18 protein-coding genes are annotated in these 16,482 nt (G+C 52.1%); 10 read left to right on the plus strand and 8 right to left on the minus strand.

Features of this window, described 5'->3' with window-relative positions:
• Positions 1–160: 160 nt before the first annotated feature.
• On the minus strand, positions 161–1,288 hold the full coding sequence (locus tag NI000_RS19040; RefSeq protein ID WP_253413042.1) for an LCP family protein: 1,128 nt from the start codon (positions 1,286–1,288) through the stop codon (positions 161–163).
• Positions 1,289–1,580: 292 nt separating this feature from the next.
• Between NI000_RS19040 and NI000_RS19045 the strand changes: the two genes are divergently transcribed.
• The 4 genes from NI000_RS19045 to NI000_RS19060 all read left to right on the plus strand — a co-directional run bounded on the left by NI000_RS19045 (position 1,581) and on the right by NI000_RS19060 (position 5,647).
• Complete coding sequence (locus NI000_RS19045; protein WP_253413043.1) at positions 1,581–2,843, plus strand: hypothetical protein; 1,263 nt, start codon at positions 1,581–1,583, stop codon at positions 2,841–2,843.
• Positions 2,836–3,543 carry a response regulator transcription factor gene (locus NI000_RS19050; RefSeq protein ID WP_253413044.1) on the plus strand — a complete coding sequence of 236 codons (708 nt, stop codon included), beginning with the start codon at positions 2,836–2,838 and terminating at the stop codon, positions 3,541–3,543. Before NI000_RS19045 ends, NI000_RS19050 begins: the two co-directional genes overlap by 8 nt.
• On the plus strand, positions 3,540–5,006 hold the full coding sequence (locus NI000_RS19055) for a sensor histidine kinase (protein WP_253413045.1): 1,467 nt from the start codon (positions 3,540–3,542) through the stop codon (positions 5,004–5,006). The genes NI000_RS19050 and NI000_RS19055 overlap by 4 nt, the downstream gene beginning before the upstream one ends.
• A gap of 74 nt (positions 5,007–5,080) precedes the next feature.
• Positions 5,081–5,647: an NAD(P)/FAD-dependent oxidoreductase gene (locus NI000_RS19060; RefSeq protein WP_088833992.1), complete on the plus strand. Its 567-nt coding sequence runs from the start codon at positions 5,081–5,083 to the stop codon at positions 5,645–5,647.
• Between the two features lie 655 nt (positions 5,648–6,302).
• Here the strand turns inward: NI000_RS19060 and NI000_RS19065 are convergent.
• Positions 6,303–6,938, minus strand: a complete 636-nt coding sequence (locus NI000_RS19065) for a bifunctional 4-hydroxy-2-oxoglutarate aldolase/2-dehydro-3-deoxy-phosphogluconate aldolase (protein ID WP_253413046.1) — start codon at positions 6,936–6,938, stop codon at positions 6,303–6,305.
• Positions 6,939–7,089: 151 nt separating this feature from the next.
• Here NI000_RS19065 and selD point away from each other — a divergent pair, with 151 nt between their 5' ends.
• From selD to NI000_RS19085, 4 genes are all read left to right on the plus strand, one after another.
• The gene (gene selD, locus NI000_RS19070) at positions 7,090–8,148 is read left to right on the plus strand and encodes a selenide, water dikinase SelD (RefSeq protein WP_253413047.1); all 1,059 of its coding nucleotides are present in this window, start codon (positions 7,090–7,092) and stop codon (positions 8,146–8,148) included.
• 66 nt (positions 8,149–8,214) lie between these two features.
• Positions 8,215–9,246, plus strand: coding sequence for a tRNA 2-selenouridine(34) synthase MnmH (mnmH, locus tag NI000_RS19075; protein ID WP_253413048.1), 1,032 nt, complete (start codon positions 8,215–8,217; stop codon positions 9,244–9,246).
• A 163-nt stretch (positions 9,247–9,409) separates the two neighbouring features.
• Positions 9,410–9,853, plus strand: a complete 444-nt coding sequence (locus NI000_RS19080) for a DUF948 domain-containing protein (protein WP_253413049.1) — start codon at positions 9,410–9,412, stop codon at positions 9,851–9,853.
• Between the two features lie 6 nt (positions 9,854–9,859).
• Complete coding sequence (locus NI000_RS19085; RefSeq protein WP_253413050.1) at positions 9,860–10,264, plus strand: YtxH domain-containing protein; 405 nt, start codon at positions 9,860–9,862, stop codon at positions 10,262–10,264.
• A 70-nt stretch (positions 10,265–10,334) separates the two neighbouring features.
• Here the strand turns inward: NI000_RS19085 and NI000_RS19090 are convergent, their stop codons facing one another.
• From NI000_RS19090 to NI000_RS19115, 6 genes are all read right to left on the minus strand, one after another.
• On the minus strand, positions 10,335–11,348 hold the full coding sequence (locus NI000_RS19090; RefSeq protein ID WP_253413167.1) for a phosphodiester glycosidase family protein: 1,014 nt from the start codon (positions 11,346–11,348) through the stop codon (positions 10,335–10,337).
• 469 nt (positions 11,349–11,817) lie between these two features.
• Positions 11,818–11,940: an AgrD family cyclic lactone autoinducer peptide gene (locus tag NI000_RS19095; protein ID WP_088833989.1), complete on the minus strand. Its 123-nt coding sequence runs from the start codon at positions 11,938–11,940 to the stop codon at positions 11,818–11,820.
• Positions 11,937–12,494 carry an accessory gene regulator B family protein gene (locus NI000_RS19100; RefSeq protein ID WP_253413051.1) on the minus strand — a complete coding sequence of 186 codons (558 nt, stop codon included), beginning with the start codon at positions 12,492–12,494 and terminating at the stop codon, positions 11,937–11,939. The genes NI000_RS19095 and NI000_RS19100 overlap by 4 nt, the downstream gene beginning before the upstream one ends.
• Complete coding sequence (locus NI000_RS19105) at positions 12,491–13,165, minus strand: hypothetical protein (RefSeq protein ID WP_253413052.1); 675 nt, start codon at positions 13,163–13,165, stop codon at positions 12,491–12,493. Before NI000_RS19105 ends, NI000_RS19100 begins: the two co-directional genes overlap by 4 nt.
• 370 nt (positions 13,166–13,535) lie before the next feature.
• On the minus strand, positions 13,536–13,919 hold the full coding sequence (locus NI000_RS19110; RefSeq protein WP_253413053.1) for a hypothetical protein: 384 nt from the start codon (positions 13,917–13,919) through the stop codon (positions 13,536–13,538).
• The gene (locus NI000_RS19115; protein ID WP_253413054.1) at positions 13,888–14,097 is read right to left on the minus strand and encodes a hypothetical protein; all 210 of its coding nucleotides are present in this window, start codon (positions 14,095–14,097) and stop codon (positions 13,888–13,890) included. The genes NI000_RS19110 and NI000_RS19115 overlap by 32 nt, the downstream gene beginning before the upstream one ends.
• A gap of 281 nt (positions 14,098–14,378) precedes the next feature.
• Here NI000_RS19115 and NI000_RS19120 point away from each other — a divergent pair, with 281 nt between their 5' ends.
• Positions 14,379–15,050, plus strand: coding sequence for a class I SAM-dependent methyltransferase (locus NI000_RS19120; RefSeq protein ID WP_253413055.1), 672 nt, complete (start codon positions 14,379–14,381; stop codon positions 15,048–15,050).
• Entirely contained in the window at positions 15,047–16,306 is a 1,260-nt protein-coding gene (locus NI000_RS19125) for a helix-turn-helix domain-containing protein (RefSeq protein ID WP_253413056.1), read from the plus strand. Before NI000_RS19120 ends, NI000_RS19125 begins: the two co-directional genes overlap by 4 nt.
• The last annotated feature ends 176 nt before the right edge of the window (positions 16,307–16,482 follow it).

Here is a 16,482-nt window from a genome sequence, read left to right on the forward strand (position 1 = left end):
GTTACAATAATTGTAAGGGAACGGGGGAGGAGGGGATAAGTACTAATTTCATCTAGTACTGGAACGTGCGTTCGTATACCGTCGGTTACTTGTTTAATGGAACATTTTCCGAACCGAGCTACAGAAGGTTCAAAATAAAGAAACAACAGGTCTGCCGCGGTTAGCGGGACCTGCTGTTCTTGGTTATCGTGCCGGTTTCCTTTTCCTTGATTTTCACGGGAGCCGGATCGATTCCGAAGCGCTTGCTGTAGACGCTGTAGGTCGAACCGGTTACGGTAGTCCCCGGGATTGCGGCCGGAAGGCCCCGCTGCGTCCGCAAAGCGGCGATCGCTGCGGTAAGCTCGTCTTCTTTTACAACAATGTAGGGGCTATCCCATCGTCCATCCAGATGGATGAATTCGATATGGTCGGGCTTCAGCTTCTGGAAGGAAAGCAGAAACCGGCGAAGCTCATCGGAAGGGATATCTGTTTTTACGCTTTCTCCGGCAATTTTCAGCAATCCGCTCCATTGGGTAATCCCGCTGAACGACGTCATCTTTTGCAGCAGCTTATCGAGCACTTCCTGCTGGCGCTGGTTGCGGGCGAGGTCCGAGGACTCTTCGGTGCCCCGGTTGGATTTGCGGTAGCGCAAGAAATCAAGCGTTTGCTTGCCGTTTAACGTCTGCAACCCTTTTTTCAGATTGATATCCGTGCCGTCTTCTTCATCGACGTAACGCATATCCATATCGACGTTCATTTCGATGCCGCCGAGCTCGTCTACGACATTGCGGAAGCCGTCGAAATCGATCGCCGCCATATAATCGATCGGCACGTTGAACATGTCGCCGTACAGCTCTTTTGTTTTCTGAATCGCGGTTTCCTTGTCCTGTATGTAATAGTAGGCGTAATAGTAGTTCGCTTTTTGGCTGGAAAGGCCGAACTCCCTCGGTTTCATCTCCAGATCGCGGGGGATGGAAACGATTGTGGCGGAGCGGGTCTCCGGATTCAGCGAGACGAGCATGAGCACATCGGTGTTCAGCGTGCCGCCGCTGCCTTGACGGCTGTCGATGCCTGTCAGCAAAAAGGTCATCGGTTTGAAATTCTCCGAAGGAGCAACCAGACCGTTCAATCCTTGCTGGGTCGTCTTTACCGGCGGAGCCACGGACATATTTTCGAGTGCCTTGTCGGCTTGATGCAGCAAATATCCGGCATAGGCAACGGCGCCTACGCCAAGCAGGGCAAGACCTATAATAACATTCCGCAAGGATTTGCGGGGTTTGATCGTTAGATTTTGTCGGGAAGGAACCATTATTCAACCTCCTGTCAATGCTCTTTCGAAACACTGTCTACCATAATAACGCAAAACATGGAGCAAAAGGTTACAAAAATATTAAAAATTCGCCAATTCTTTTGTCATCGTTTTGTTACCTTCTTTTTTCGACAAACGTTTACAATGGAGAAAGGTACTCTTTTTTACCCTAAAATGAGCCGGATCACACGTATCCCGGCCCCGTCGATTGATTTTTGCAAAAGGAAAGGCTATCATGTGAAAAAACGAAACCCGGACGTTCGGATCACCGCTTGGGGAGTGACATATGACGATGAAGAGAAAAGCGGCGGCGGCTTGGCTGGCGCTGGTTTTAGGCTGTACGGGCTGCGGCTTCATGGGACAGCCTGGGGCATATATGCGGCTGCCGAAGCTCCCGGCCGAGCAGGAGGCACTCAAGCTGACGATCGAACGGTCGCTGCCGGAAGGCGCGGCGTTGATCCGCCCCCGCAAGGCGGAGCAGAAGGGCGCGTTCTCGCTGATCGATTTGGACGGTGACGGCAGCGAGGAAGCGGTGTTCTTCTATAAGATCAAAAACAAGGAACAGCTGAATGGCGAAATATGGAGAATGAAGGATGACTCGTGGCAGCGTCTTGACCGGTTCGAGGGCGCTGGCTTCGAGCTGGATTCGCTGACGTTTGACGATGTGGTGCAGAAGGGCCGGAAGGATGTTATCGCGGGCTATTCGACGGGGGCGGAATCGGCCAAAGGCTTGGCGGTCTATTCCTTGGAGGCCGGACGGATGGTGAAAAAGCTGGAGCTGCCGTATACGGACTATGTCATTGACGATCTGAACGGAGACGGAAAGAAAGATGTAACGGTCATTGTACACGACAGGGGAGTATCGTCCAACGCGGCCCTCTATCAATATGAAAACGAGCTTCGCAAGATGGATAGCGTCCGTTTGGATTCGACCGTGAACGATTATTATAACGTGCTCGGAGGGCGCGTGTCAGCGGACAAGCGGGGCGTCGTGCTGGATGCTTCGATAGGCGCTCATTCCTCGTATACCGAACTGCTTGTATACGAGGGAGGGAAGCTTAAGCGGGCGTTTAATCCTCAAACGACCTACAAAGCTTACTCGGGCAAAAGCGAAGACGCCGACGGCGACGGCATCATCGAAATATCCGGCATGTACGATCCGCCGGGCTACGAGAACGAGGCGATGGTCAACATCCCTTGGATCGAGACCTTTGCCAAATGGGACGGTGCACGCGGGCTTACGACGGTGCTGGAGCGTTATTTTAACGGCGAATACGGATATACCTTTGACATTCCCCCGGAGTGGAAAGGACGGTTTACGGTGAAGAAATCGGAGACTTCCGTCCGCTTCTTGAATACCGGGGACGGGAAGCTGCTGGCCGAGATCCGGGTATTTCCACAGGCGGAATGGACGGATGACGATAAGTCATGGACCGTGTTGAGCCGGACGATGGATCAAGTGTATGCCATCGATGCGAACGGGGCGGCTTATCGAAGCTTTTTCCGGTTGCTATCGGAAGTAAGAGCCGAAGGGGGGAGCCAGATGCATGAGTAAAATACTTATTCTGGAAGACGAAGATTCGATCCGCAGCTTTGTCGTCGTCAATCTGAAGCGGCAGGGGTACGACATTACGGAGGCGGTTACCGGAGACGAGGCGCTGGCGCTGCTGAAGCGGGACGACAGCTTCGATATTGCGCTGCTCGACGTCATGGTGCCGGGGATCGATGGGTTCGAGGTGTGCCGGCGGGTGCGGGAATTCAACGAGCGGATCGGCATCATCTTCCTGACCGCCAAAGTGCAGGAGCAGGACAAAGTGATGGGGCTGTCGCTCGGAGCGGACGATCATATCGGCAAGCCGTTCAGTCCGGGAGAGCTGATGGCGCGCATCGGGTCGCTGCTGCGCCGTGTCCGCAGGGAGCCGGCCGGCGGGGAGGACGGCGGCACGCTGCGCTCCGGCCCGTTCGAAATTCATCCGGAGAAAGTCGAGCTCTGCAAAAACGGAGAACGGATCGATCTGACCCCGACCGAGTTTGCTTTGATCCAGCGCCTGATCGAAAAAGAAGGCTCCCCGCTGAGCCGAAACGATCTGCTCGATGAGATCTGGGGCGTCCAATACATCGGAGATCCGAAAATCGTCGATGTCAATATTCGCAGGCTCCGTCAAAAAGTAGAGGAGGATCCGTCCGCTCCGAAATTTATCGAGACGGTATGGGGCTTCGGCTACCGCTGGCAGGGGCAGGACGCCTCGACATGAAGCTGCGGAGAAGTTTAAAGCGGCAGGTCGTCATGCGCTTTTTGGGGATCGTTCTGCTGACGCTCCTCCTGATGGAAGGCGTCTTCTTCTTTGCCGTCCGCCAGTTTTATTATAACGGCATCGCCAATGTGCTGACCAACCATGCCGTCGTCTCGGCGAACTTCTACGCCAATTTTGCGGGGGACTTGTTTTACAATAATTTGATCCAGCATTTAAACCGGATGGTGCAGTATTTCGCTTACGAAACGGCGGAGCTGGAAATCGTGGACCGTAACGGCACGGTGCTGGCGGCATCCAGCGGCTTTGCCGTCCAGGAGCGCATTCGGACAAGCGATGTGAAGGAGGCTTGGGCGGGTCGGACAGGGGTGTGGACCGGGAATCAAGCGGTGACCAACGAGCGCGTGATGGCGGTCTCCAACCCGCTCGTCTATCAAGGGCAGACGCTGGCGGTGGTCCGATATGTCACTTCCTTGACGGAGGTAGACCGGGTGCTGCGCACGATTTACGCCGTATCGGCCGGCGTCGGCGTCGGCGTGCTGCTGCTGGTGCTGCTTGTCAGCCTTCCCTTCGCCAATTCGATCGTCCGGCCGATCAAACGGATGACGGCCGCATCGGCCGAGATGGCCAAAGGGCGGTTCGATGTGCGGGTCAATGAAGCGTATGACAACGAGATCGGCGAGCTGGCGGGGACGCTGAATTATATGGCTCGGGAGATCGTGCGCAGCGAGTCGCTAAAGAACGATTTTATTTCTTCCATTTCTCACGAAATTCGGACGCCGCTGAGCAGCATTAAGGGGTGGAGCGAAACGATTCTGACAGGCGGCATGGAGGACAAAGAGGAGACGCGGCTCGGGCTGGGCATTATCGCGAAGGAAACCGACCGCTTGATCGGCCTTGTCGAGGAGCTGCTTGATTTCTCTAGACTGCATCAGAAAAGCATTACGCTCGATCTCGCCCGGGTGCCGATGAACGAGCTGCTGGGAGAGGCGGTGCTGCAAATGCGTTCCAAAGCGGAGCAAAAGCGGATCGACCTTCGATTGAGCATACCTTCCGAACTCGTGGCGGTCATCGGGGATACGAATCGGCTGAAGCAGGTTTGTTTGAATTTGATCGATAACGCGATCAAATTTACCGGGCCGGGCGGACGCATTGCTATTTCTCTGGAGCGGGAGGACCGGGACGCCGTCGTGCGAATCTCGGATAACGGCATCGGGATATCGCGCGAGCATCTAGGAAACGTCCAAACGAAGTTCTACCAGGCGGACCCGAAAGCGGAAGGAACCGGTATCGGACTCGCCATTTGCCGGGAAATCGTCGACCTGCATCAAGGTGCGATTCGGCTCGATTCGGCAGAAGGGGAGGGGACGACGGTCACGGTCTGGCTGCCGTTGGAAGAGGCTGAAGCTCAAGACGCGGAAGCCTCCGGAACGTCATTTGACAAGCCCGAAGCCGATGGGGGATAATGGAAAAGATCGGGGCGAATCCGCATCCATTCGCACGTTCGACTTTTTCACTTTCTGGAAAGGGAGGATGAATGATGTCTTACGATGTAGCGATTATCGGAGCAGGACCTGCAGGAGCAAGCGCTGCCCTCTTCACGGCGAAGGCGGGCAAGAAGACGCTGGTGATTGACAGCGATCAGAGCATTACGAAACGCGCTTGGGTGGAGAACCACTACGGCGTGGCCGAGATTACCGGGCCGGACCTGGTGGAGATCGGGAAGAAACAGGCGGCCAAGTTCGGAGCCGAGCTGGTACAAGGCAAAGTTGTCACCGTTGCGAAGGAAGGCGAAGGATTCCGCTTGGAGACGGAGAACGGAAGCTATGAAGCGAAGCATGTCGTGCTCGCCACGGGGCTGAACGCCGAGCTGGCGCAGCAGATCGGCGTGAATACGAAGCCGGGAACCGAGCCGCGGATCAAAACCGTAGTCGACGCTACCCCGGAGGGCAAGACGAACGTGCCGGGCATTTGGGCGGCCGGGACGGCGGCGGGCGTGAGCGTGCATACGATCATTACCGCAGGCGACGGGGCCAAGGTTGCGATCAATTTGATCAGCGAGCTGAACGGCGAGCGTTATGTCGACCATGACGTGTTGAAAGCATAAATGATGTGCAAAAAGGCGGCCTCCAGCTGTGGAGGGTCGCCGTTTTTTGTTTTGTAGGGCCGCATCCGGCGTCCTTTGATGGTTAAGAGATGCAAGGGCCATCGGATTGATTTCCTTCTCACGAAAGGTTACGTTTACCTGTCCAAATGCGCAATCTGAGAGACAGCAAGGGGTCAGTTGATAAGGCTTAAAAATAGAGGAACCAGGATGAGTTATTTGAATGCTAAGGGCCGATGATGAGTACATAGCGGAACTCAAAGTGCATTAACCTTGTCGAAAAATGTGCAAGCTGCCGAGAACGAAGGCGTTAAGGCACTACCGGTTCCGCTATTAAGAATAAGCAAGCGAAGTTCAATCGAGTAACGCATGGCAGTTCCGCTATTTTGTCTTGGGACCAAGTTACAAGCGCCCAAGAGCATGCCTTCGTTCACCATCCCGTCTCTCCGCTAATAACTCCTCGGTTCGTAACTCGCCATTCGTAGATCGTCACTTGTAACTGTCCGCTGTGATACCCACTGCTTAACTCTTCCATTTGTAACTCGCCACCGCCACTTGTAACTTTCATCGCTAAGGAACCCCTACACTAGCGCCTAAAGTGCGCTGGTGAGGCCGATTCGCATGGTGCTTTAAGGCAGCAGGACTCCTCCGACGCGATTCAGCCTCTGGACCGCTCTACGAGCCGGGCCGCTTTATCCCGCACCCAAGTAAAGTTGCCGGCAGCGATTTCCTTCAGGTTTACGAGCGAGCCGCCGATGCCGACCCCGTAGCAGCCGATCTTCATAAACTCGGCGATATTGTCCTCGTTCACGCCGCCGACCGCCATCATCGGGATGTGATTCAGCGGGCCCATCAATTCCTTGATATAGCCGATTCCGAGGCTGGCGCCCGGAAATATTTTCACCGCCGTCGCCCCGGCTTTCCATGCTTTCACAACTTCCGTCGGCGTCATCGCTCCAGGGAAAATCGGAGCGCCGCGCTCCACAGCGTAGCGAATCACCTGCTCGTCCGTGTTCGGAGTAACCAAATACGACGCACCGGCGTCCAGCGCCTTTCGTGCGTCGTCTACGTCTACGACGGTCCCTGCGCCGATGTACATCTGCTCCCCGAACCGGGCTTGAAGCCGTTCGATCATGCCAAGCGCTCCCGGCGTATTCAGCGTTACTTCCATGACCGGCACCCCGCCGCTGACCAGCGCATCCGCTAATCCCTCAATATGCTGTTCCTCCACGCCGCGCACAATGGCGACGATCTTTACTTTCTCGATCAACTGCAGTCCTTGTTCCCGATTCATCCGTTGTATCCTCCCGTTATGACCTGTTTTTATCCTATTGTCGCAGAGATAGGCCGCCATTTCATTGACTTCATTATACCTTCTTTTTTTTAAATGCCAACTGTGCTAACCTGTATTTTATGGAAACCATGTTTAGGAGCTGATCCGATAGATGAGCGTTAACGAACTGGTCAAATTAACCTCTTACTCTACGAAAGGCGGGTGCGGCTGCAAAATCGGTCCCGCGGATCTGCAGCAAGTGATCCGGACCCTTCCGCCGGCGACGCCCGATCCGAATCTCCTCGTCGGTCTCGATACGAGCGACGATGCCGGGGTATACAAGCTGACGGACGAGCTGGCGCTGGTCCAAACCGTTGACTTCTTTACGCCCATCGTCGACGATCCTTACGCTTTCGGTCAGGTTGCAGCGGCCAATGCGCTCAGCGACATTTATGCGATGGGCGGGAAGCCGCTAACGGTGCTGAACATCGTAGCCTTTCCGATCAAGAAGCTGGATAAACAAGTGCTGGCCGACATTTTGCGCGGCGCGGGAGACAAGGTCAAAGAAGCCGGAGCGACGCTCGTAGGAGGCCACTCCATTGACGATAACGAGCCGAAGTTCGGTCTCGCCGTCACCGGACTGGTGCACCCGTCCAAAGCGAAGACGAATGCGGGAGCCCAGCCGGGGGACAAGCTGATCCTGACCAAGCCGATCGGCGTCGGCATCTTGACGACCTCGATCAAGAAAGACGCTTTAAGCCCGGAAGAAATCGAACGGGTTACCAAGGTAATGACCACATTGAACAAGACGGCTGCAGAAACGATGGAGCCGTACGACGTGCACGGCTGCACCGACGTGACCGGCTTCGGACTTCTCGGTCACGCGGCCGAGATGTCCAAAGGCAGCGGCGTAGGCGTGCGCATCGGGAAGGCCCAGGTGCCTGTGCTGCCGCGCGTCCGTGAGCTGGCCGAGGCGGGCTTTGTCCCGGGCGGCACCAAGAACAATTATGCGCACCTCGAAGGCACCGTCGCCTTCGCCGAATCCATCGATCAGTTTGATCAATGGATTCTCTGCGACGCGGTGACCTCCGGCGGGCTGCTGATCGCCGTCGCCGCGGACAAAGCCGACGCCCTGCTGGGCGACTTGTGCCGCGCAGGCGTCGAAGCTGCGATCATCGGCGAGACGACCGCCGACCATCCGGGCGAAATCCGCGTCCTGGAATCGCTGTAAGCAGCCGCCCAGGACGTGCAGCTATGCCGCAGCACGCCCCATATGAAGCAAAGGAGCGAGGACGCGTTGCAACAAGACATTACCGTGCAGGAGCTGTTGCGTCTGCATCAGGAACGGGAGCTGACGCTTGTCGACGTCCGCTCTCCGGGAGAGTTCAAAGAATTCACGATCCCCGGCAGCTTGAACATACCGCTTTTCGACGACCAGGAGCGAGCGGAGATCGGCACAACCTATAAGCAGGTCAGCATCGACGCGGCCAAGCAGCGCGGGCTTGAGATCGTGTCCGCCAAGCTGCCGGCCTTCATCCGGGAATTTCAGGCGCTTGGTCCGAACAAGGCTGTTTTCTGCTGGCGGGGCGGCATGCGAAGCCGGACGTCGGCTACGCTGCTGTCGCTTATGGGCATCCGCGCCTACCGGCTGGCCGGAGGTATCCGGGCCTACCGGCAGTGGGTCGTACAGACGCTTGAGTCGTTCGAGCACAAACCCAAGGTCGTCGTTATCGCCGGCCATACCGGCACCGGCAAGTCGCTGATCCTTCGCAAGCTGGCCGAGCGGGGCTATCCCGTGCTCGATCTGGAGCGGATGGCCGGACACCGCGGCTCCATTTTCGGGCAGATCGGACTTGCGCCGAACAACCAAAAGACGTTCGAATCGCTGCTTGTCCACGAACTGCTGCGCTATCAAGACCGGCCCTTTGTACTGATGGAGGCGGAAAGCCGCCGGATCGGCCGGGCGGTGATGCCCAGCTTTTTGGCAGAAGCCAAAACAAGCGGCATCCCGATCCGGATTGAGGTACCGTTGGAAGAACGGATACGGCACATCGTGCAGGAGTATCGGCCGGAGGAGCACGCGGACGCCTGCCTCGCTGCTTTTCGGCAAATTCACCGCCGGCTTCATACGCCGGTTGCCGCGCAAATCGAGCGGTATCTGCTGGACCATGAATTCGAGGAAGCCGCGAGGCTGCTGCTCGAATATTACTACGATCCGCGCTACGAGCACGCGGAAGAACGTTATACCACGGAGCCGATCCGACTCCGCGTCCGTCATGCGGATGAAGCCGTGCAGCGAATCGAGCAAGAGCTGAAGCGGCTGTTCTAAGCCAAACTTTAAAGCCTGGGCAACCGGGCTTTTTTTGCTGCCTTTTTTGGCAGAAGCCCGTCCTTTTTTTCCGAAGTTGTGTCAAAATGGGCGCCTCCGTCTTATACTGTACTATCTCATAGGCATTCGTCTAGAAGCAGATGGGATGACGGAGGTGAAGGCCATGTGGTGGCAATGGGGAGCGGCGGCCTGCATTTTTGCCTTTCTGGTGCTCATCGGGTTGGCTATACGCTTTGCGTATTTGGCGATTCGTGCCCTGAGGCATGCCGAGACTGCGCTTGACACGATGCAGCAGCAAGTTCGGCAAACGACGGAGAGCACCGAAAGCTTGCTTCGGGTGTCGACCGAGGTTATGCAGGACCTGCAAGGCAAAATGCAAGCGGTCGATGCTTGGTTTGTGGCGGCGGAGGAGACGGGCGAAGCGGTGCAGCGGGTATCCCGAATCGTGAAGTCCGTGTCGCTCTCCATCGAGAGCACGGCACTTGAGGCGCGCAAAGCGTTACATAGCCATCGGGATACCGCAAACGACCTGATGGAGCTGACAGCCGCCGGCCTGCAGCTCTGGCATCGCCTGCAAGCTTCCAGACCCATGAAATCAAAGGAGTGAAGAACGATGGCAGCGGAAAAAAGAAATAAGGATTTGCTTGTCGGAGCCGTAATCGGCGGTGTGCTTGGCGCGGTGACGGCACTGCTGTTTGCGCCTAAATCCGGACGCGAGCTGCGCGCCGACTTGAAAGAAGGCTATCAACAGGTGAGCGAGAAGACGCAGCAAATCGCAGGCGACGTTGCGGAAAAATCGAAGCGGATCGTCTCCGCCGTATCGGATAAAGCGCAGACTGCGGCGGAAAACATCGGACGCACGACGTCGGAGATGGCTGGAAAAGCGAAGCAGGCTGCTGTTCAGGTGAGTCAAGAAGTGAAATCGTGGCGCAGCTGCAAACCGGAAAACGGCACAGACGATGTAGCCGCAGCCGAAGCGTCTATAGCAGCTACGACGGTCGAACGCGAGGAGCACTAAAGCTTGACTTGCAAAAAAAACGGGATCTTCGGCGCCATGGCCGAGATCCCGTTTGGTTTTTGACGGATGATTACCATTTGGACGGATCGATCTTGCTCGGGTCGAGTCCTTCCCAAATGTTCTTGATATTCGCTTTGGCCGAGTCTTCGAACACCAGCCAAGCGGTAGGCAAATACCGTTCGCCGTACTCGCTGGAAGGCTTGTTCAAGATCTTGTTATCCTTGACCAGTACGGTCGAGGAGCCGCCGTCCAGGTTGGCCGCTGTGACCGCGCCATGCTCCAGAAAAATATTCTGGATGTCATACAACGTCGCCCCGATGCTGTATCCCGGCTGGCGTCCATCGATGATGGCGAACATGATGGTACCGTCGGCTTTTTGCGCCATCGAGGTGCGGGGGGCGATCCCCCAGCCGTCGGCCTGATTTTTGATCATGCCCACGCCGTTGACGATAAACTTCGGAGCGAACGTGACCGCTTCCTGAACTCCCATCTTGATCAGCTCGGTCGGCGTATATTTGCCCGCGATCAGCTTGCCTTCTTTATCGATGGCAACGATGTGATTGCGCGTGTTCATGCCGCCATCGTTATAAAAGATCTTTCCTCCCGACATGACGAGGCCGGTCGGCTGAAAGCCGTTGCCTTTCCATTCCGGATCGACGAACCCGCCCGCATTGACGCCGGCAATGGCCCCCAGTCGTTTAACCATCGAGGAAACCTTTTCTCCCTTGCCGCGTGTGCCCGGAACGGCGATGCGCAGCGTTTTCGGATCGTTTACGATCAGCAGCTTGCCTTTAAAATTTTTCCCCTCAATGTCTTCAATCTCAACAGGAGGCTTTTTTTCGACGACCGTTGTCGCCGGTTTATGGTCAACGCGCACAAGGTCCTTATCCTTGATTTCGGAATACGTGTCGAACTGCGCCCAGTACCGGTCAACCCGTTTTTTGAGCTCTTCTTCGCCGATGAGGTATTTCGCCCAATCGCGGTGCTGTGTCGAAATGATCGTATCGGCCATCATCAAGCGCAGATTCGTGCCGGTTTCCGTTAGAAAAAACCACAAGCTGAATACACTTCCGAACAAAAACATGAAAAAGAACGTATACAGTGTAATTGAGGCCAAGGTGGATGAACGCCGTTTCTTCTTTTTAACCGGCTTCTTTTTTTTCTTTGCGGCAGCGGCAGCAGTCGTTTGAGTACGAGGACTGCCGGGCATTGGTACGGACATAATTCAAATCCTTTCCATGGTATGGTTAGATTCCATCCTCCTTTATAAACGAAATACAGCGAAAAAAGTTGCATGAAGAGGAATTTCAAAATGTAGACTTGAATCTTGTCGAGGTCTTGGGAGAACAGAAATTTAAGCTGCTTCTTAGTGGAGAAGCTGGCAATCGTCCGTTTCTTTGACGATGTGCTCAAATCAACTTCTTCGGAAAATTTAGGTGTCATTATCGGAGGAAAGGGGCTTGAAGGGGAGAAATAAACCGGCTGATACGGGAATCGACGGGCATGGATAAGGCTGGCAGACCTGCGGACTACCAGCCCAGAAAGCTAAGGCGTTATTTCTTAAGAAGTTCTTCCGGTGTTTCTGGGCGGTTGATCGAGAACGAGTTTGTTCCTACAAATAAAGCGGCCAAAGCCATTAGCAGTGAATTTGCTATGATAGCTAGTTTTTTTTTCAATTCATTACTCTCCTTTCAAAATAATCAATAATTTTGTAGGTATATTTCGTTGTTAGAACTGCCTGCAGTATAAAAGCGGCAGTAAAAACCGTGGATTTAATGAAAAAATTACTAGAGATTATAAGTAAGGTGACTATTTTTAACAAGGGATAAAATTTTTGAGGAATTCGGCTGACATCTTTAATATTGTTAGGAGCTGTAAAGAACAAGATAATAAATGAAATAATATTAAGGTACATGGATATGCTTGTGTACTCGGTAGGTACATTCGCAATGGTTATAAAAATTAGAATTGAAGTAATACAGCAAGCCACTGAAGAAGACAAATGAACTCCGCCGCTAACATAGCGAATCAACAAAAATATACCTATTCCTATAATCGCTTCATCGAAACGATTTGTGATAAGCGATATTAACAAGGAAACGGTTATGGCAAGACTCGTATTGATTGTTAAACTTAATGCATATTTTAATGCTATCTCTGATCCGGCATGTTCATTATGTTTGCGTATGACTTTTGCCAAGTAAGACGCGGCTGAATCGATAGGATTCATCTTTTTGATAACCTTTCTCTTCTTTCTTTCCATAGCTTTTGATTGTGTTTATATGCAAGTACGATGCCGGTTAAAAAAACGACTGCCAATGAGACAGGAATTGCAATATGAAATTTGGATTCTTTGAATATCATTGTCTGTACTTGAATAGCACATACACTTAGGATAAGAATACCTGACAGCCAAAAATTATATTTTTTCATCGAATCGTTTATTGTAAAGTGAAAGCCTATTTTATAACGTTGTAGAAAAATAATTAGCAGCACTTGAAGGGCTGTAACAATTAATTGCCAAACAACCGAGTGAACTAGATTGGTTTGTATTAATTGCTCAGAAGTTAAATTCATTTGAATTCCTATCGCGGCGACGAGGCCTTCGAAAGTTGCTGTTGCAATGTTAGCAATAATGCACATAAAGAAAGAAAAAATAATAGGAAGTCTGAAGAACAACATAATTAATACGATCTCTGATGCAAGGATTGATAAATACGCAAGGTTAAATTGTCCTAGATAATCACGTACATAAAACGAAATTAAAGATAGAATTATAGCGATAAAAAATACTTTATGTAGTGCATATCGGAAGTATATACGGAAAGAGGATAAAACCAACAACACCATTGCAAAAAATTCGATAGTCGTAAATACGGTTTTTACAAGAAAAGCAACCATGAGGAATCCCCTTTGAAAAACTATTAGTTAGATAGCTATTACAATTCATATGGTAAAAAGGTCCTATCACAATACTAAATTGTTTTTGGAAAACTTTAGAATCGTTTACTTCAAGATAAGTTTAATATACACATAATAAGTACACAAGAAAATTTTTGTCGAAAATTAGCGAATTTTAACTGTAATGCTTTGGTAAGATATACGCATATCGTTTATTCATGTTGGTTACTCTTGTTAGTGGTTGATACGGATACCTCTCTAAATCCCATACAACTAATCGTCTTTCGAATCTTTTATATAGTAATAAAAAGAGAAGGTCACGAAAAAACAGTACTTACAATAAATATCCAAAAAAGTTCCATACACCCTCCTATGTATCCGCTACTTCTTTTACATATAAATAATGAATGAGGGCGATCAAAAGAACGGTGCCCAGACTATAGGCCAGCACGCTTTTTGTTCCTACAAAAAACAAAGACGAAATAATAGCCATCAACAAAATAAGCCCACCGCTCATGATAAAAAATAAACTTTTGGTATAGCTCGGATTCGTAGAAGCGATTTTGGGGTTAAATTGAACGAAGGTAAATCCCACACGCATCTTTGAAAGTATTACTGCTGTTATCAAATTTAGAGAACTTAAGAAAACGGCAGGTAAAAGCGTCGCTCCATAGCCAAGGCAACAAACGCTTCCAATTGAAAACGGGTAATCAGTAAGTACATCAGCATTTGAAAAACGGCTGCAAAACGGCAAGTCCTAATAGCAGCAGTTTGGTTTGCGTGATGAGTGAAATTTGAGTAATGATGAAGGCGCTGATGATAACGCTCTTAAGATGAGATTTAATATTTTGTCGGAACAACGCCAAAGTCAGTACAAATACTGAGGACCAGAATATGATGCATAAAACCGCAAACAAACCAAGCTGCTCCATAATACACATCCTTACGCCGTATTCTTTGTTTGCTTTTCAAACAAACTCTCTAAATCTATCACTACGTTTGGTCAAGCAATCATGGCAAAGAAGCCTGGACTTTGGTAGTGTTAGAGGTAGAGGACTGACGTAACCAAAGCAGGCTTTTTTTGCTCCAAAGCTACAGTGTACAAGAGTCCGTGCTGAACTTCAAGCGACTTTATGCCATGTTTTGGCATAGGAACGGCTCGGTCCGAAGCGGGATGGAGCGATGATCTGCAGACAAAGAGAGGATACGCCTAATGACGGATGACGTATATTGCGGAGCATGGTGGGACGAATTTAGCGCCTTCTTTTCAAATGAAGATTTGTGGGATAACGGCAGCCGAAGCTTGCTGTTAAAGTATTTTGCGAAGTTTGCGGTCCGGGATGGAGGGCGACGCGTGCTTGATGTCGGCTGCGGGCCGGGAATCGGTACGATTCGCTTGAACGAGATGGGCTTTCTCGTGACGGGCGTCGATATTTCTCCGGCCATGGTCGAAAGTGCCAAGGCAAGGCAGGTCGAGGCGTATTTGTCGGATTGCGACCCGATTCCCGAGGAAGACGGGACTTTCGACTATGTGTTCTGCTGCACGGTGGTGGAGTGGGTGCGGAATCCGTACGGGATGATTCGTGAGATGGCCCGGGTGATCAAGCCGGGAGGCGGAATGGTTATCGCTTGTCTCGGTCCCGGCAATTTGCCGCATGAAGATGCGCTGAAACGTCTGCGGGGCGAGCCGACTAATTACAATATGCTGATGCCGGTCGAGCTGCATCGGCTGCTCTTGGACTGCGGGCTGAAGATCCGATCCATGACCGGTGCGCGAAGCCGTCATATCTCTCAAGAGACGTATGCCAAGCTCGATTGGATCACCAAATCGTACTGCAGCAATCTATGGATTATTGGAGCGGATAAGGAGGGGAGCTTGCTATGAACCTGGATCATTTCGGGCAGCTTATTCGATCCAGGCGCGAAGCCGTCCCGATGCTGCAGAAGGAGCTTTCTGAGGGCATTTGTACCCGCAGTATGATTTCGCGGATTGAAAATGAGGACTACTTTCCGCATATCACGATCGTCGAAAAGCTGCTGGACCGGCTTGGGATGCCGATTCTCGATTGGCTGGAACGGATGAGTGTGAAGGACCCCGATCAGAAAGCACTGGGGCTTATTCTCGATTACCTTCAGGAGAGATACGAGAAGGAACGGGATTGCGAGACGATCCGGAAGTGGATGGAACACTTGAAGGGGATACGGTTTGAGGTAAAGCCGGAGCACCGTGCCGGTCTGCATGCTCTACGGGCATTTGTCGAGGACGTTCAACAAAATTTCAAGGAAGCCGAGAGCGAATACAAGCAATGGATTGATCTGGCCCGAGAGCTGCAAGACGTTCCCATGCTTGCCGCCGGCCTAAACCGGCTTTCGTTCATGTATGTGAACATCGATCCGGGCCATGCCTCCGTATGGATTGAAGAAGCTTACGCTCTCGTGCAGCGCCACAGCGTTCCGCAGGAGCTTTCCATTTCCGTTCAACTTACGATGTCCGCCTATCGCTACGGAATCGGAGAGTACCATACCGCCATTTCACTCCTTCAGGCTATCAAAAGCAGGAAGAGGCTTTCCCCGATCTCCCGGTTTCGTTCGCATAATTTGCTGGGCAAATGCTACCAGGCTGTTGGGAAGTATGCGGATGCGGAGGAAGAATACAAGCAGACTGCCGCTTATTTTGCGTACCATCCTTCGTTTGAGCTGATCTTTAACAATAATATCGGGGATTTGTATGCCGATATGGGAGAGTACAAGCTGGCTTTCGAGCATCAGCGCCGTTCCTTGGAAATCGGAGAGGCGACCAAGCAGCCTTATTTTGTCGAGATTGCGCGGCTGCGGCTGGCGAAGCTGCATAACCGATGCGGCGAATACAAGGATGCGGAAACGATTTGTCGCCAGATTATCGGGCATAGCTGGAATAGCCGTAACATTCACATGGCAAAACTCATTTTATCCGAAACACGCTTCGCTTTGGGGGACGAGAGCTGTACCGGAATGCTGCTGGAGGTCGTTCAGTTTTTTCAAGAGCAGCCGGGAACGGATTCCGTCGAATACTTGAAGGAAGCGTATAAGCTTCTGGCCAAAGTCAACATGGCGCCTGAGGATACGGAGAAGCTGTTTCGTACCCAGGTGCGAATTTATTAAGGGAGGTTACACTTTTGAGGGGGTGACAAATTTCGTAACGTGGATTAATTTGGAGTATGGCAGCACTTAAAGAAGGACAACCTTCAGGGCGAGCGGCTAAAAAACTATGAACACTCTCAGCGAATGCATTCTAAACAGGAGCCGGAAGCATAGAATAATACTAACCGTTATTCACT

Source organism: Paenibacillus tyrphae (genome assembly GCF_024158745.1).
In the GTDB taxonomy this organism is placed as follows: Bacteria; Bacillota; Bacilli; order Paenibacillales; family NBRC-103111; genus Paenibacillus_G; species Paenibacillus_G tyrfis_A.

Excerpts from the sequence above, each read along its gene's own strand:
- NI000_RS19040 (WP_253413042.1), bottom strand. The coding sequence starts at position 1,288 with ATGGTTCCTTCCCGACAAAATCTAACGATCAAACCCCGCAAATCCTTG.
- NI000_RS19045 (WP_253413043.1), top strand. The coding sequence starts at position 1,581 with ATGAAGAGAAAAGCGGCGGCGGCTTGGCTGGCGCTGGTTTTAGGCTGT.
- NI000_RS19050 (WP_253413044.1), top strand. The coding sequence starts at position 2,836 with ATGAGTAAAATACTTATTCTGGAAGACGAAGATTCGATCCGCAGCTTT.
- NI000_RS19055 (WP_253413045.1), top strand. The coding sequence starts at position 3,540 with ATGAAGCTGCGGAGAAGTTTAAAGCGGCAGGTCGTCATGCGCTTTTTG.
- NI000_RS19060 (WP_088833992.1), top strand. The coding sequence starts at position 5,081 with ATGTCTTACGATGTAGCGATTATCGGAGCAGGACCTGCAGGAGCAAGC.
- NI000_RS19065 (WP_253413046.1), bottom strand. The coding sequence starts at position 6,938 with ATGAATCGGGAACAAGGACTGCAGTTGATCGAGAAAGTAAAGATCGTC.
- selD (WP_253413047.1), top strand. The coding sequence starts at position 7,090 with ATGAGCGTTAACGAACTGGTCAAATTAACCTCTTACTCTACGAAAGGC.
- NI000_RS19080 (WP_253413049.1), top strand. The coding sequence starts at position 9,410 with ATGTGGTGGCAATGGGGAGCGGCGGCCTGCATTTTTGCCTTTCTGGTG.
- NI000_RS19085 (WP_253413050.1), top strand. The coding sequence starts at position 9,860 with ATGGCAGCGGAAAAAAGAAATAAGGATTTGCTTGTCGGAGCCGTAATC.
- NI000_RS19090 (WP_253413167.1), bottom strand. The coding sequence starts at position 11,348 with ATGTTTTTGTTCGGAAGTGTATTCAGCTTGTGGTTTTTTCTAACGGAA.
- NI000_RS19100 (WP_253413051.1), bottom strand. The coding sequence starts at position 12,494 with ATGAATCCTATCGATTCAGCCGCGTCTTACTTGGCAAAAGTCATACGC.
- NI000_RS19105 (WP_253413052.1), bottom strand. The coding sequence starts at position 13,165 with ATGGTTGCTTTTCTTGTAAAAACCGTATTTACGACTATCGAATTTTTT.
- NI000_RS19115 (WP_253413054.1), bottom strand. The coding sequence starts at position 14,097 with ATGGAGCAGCTTGGTTTGTTTGCGGTTTTATGCATCATATTCTGGTCC.
- NI000_RS19120 (WP_253413055.1), top strand. The coding sequence starts at position 14,379 with ATGACGGATGACGTATATTGCGGAGCATGGTGGGACGAATTTAGCGCC.
- NI000_RS19125 (WP_253413056.1), top strand. The coding sequence starts at position 15,047 with ATGAACCTGGATCATTTCGGGCAGCTTATTCGATCCAGGCGCGAAGCC.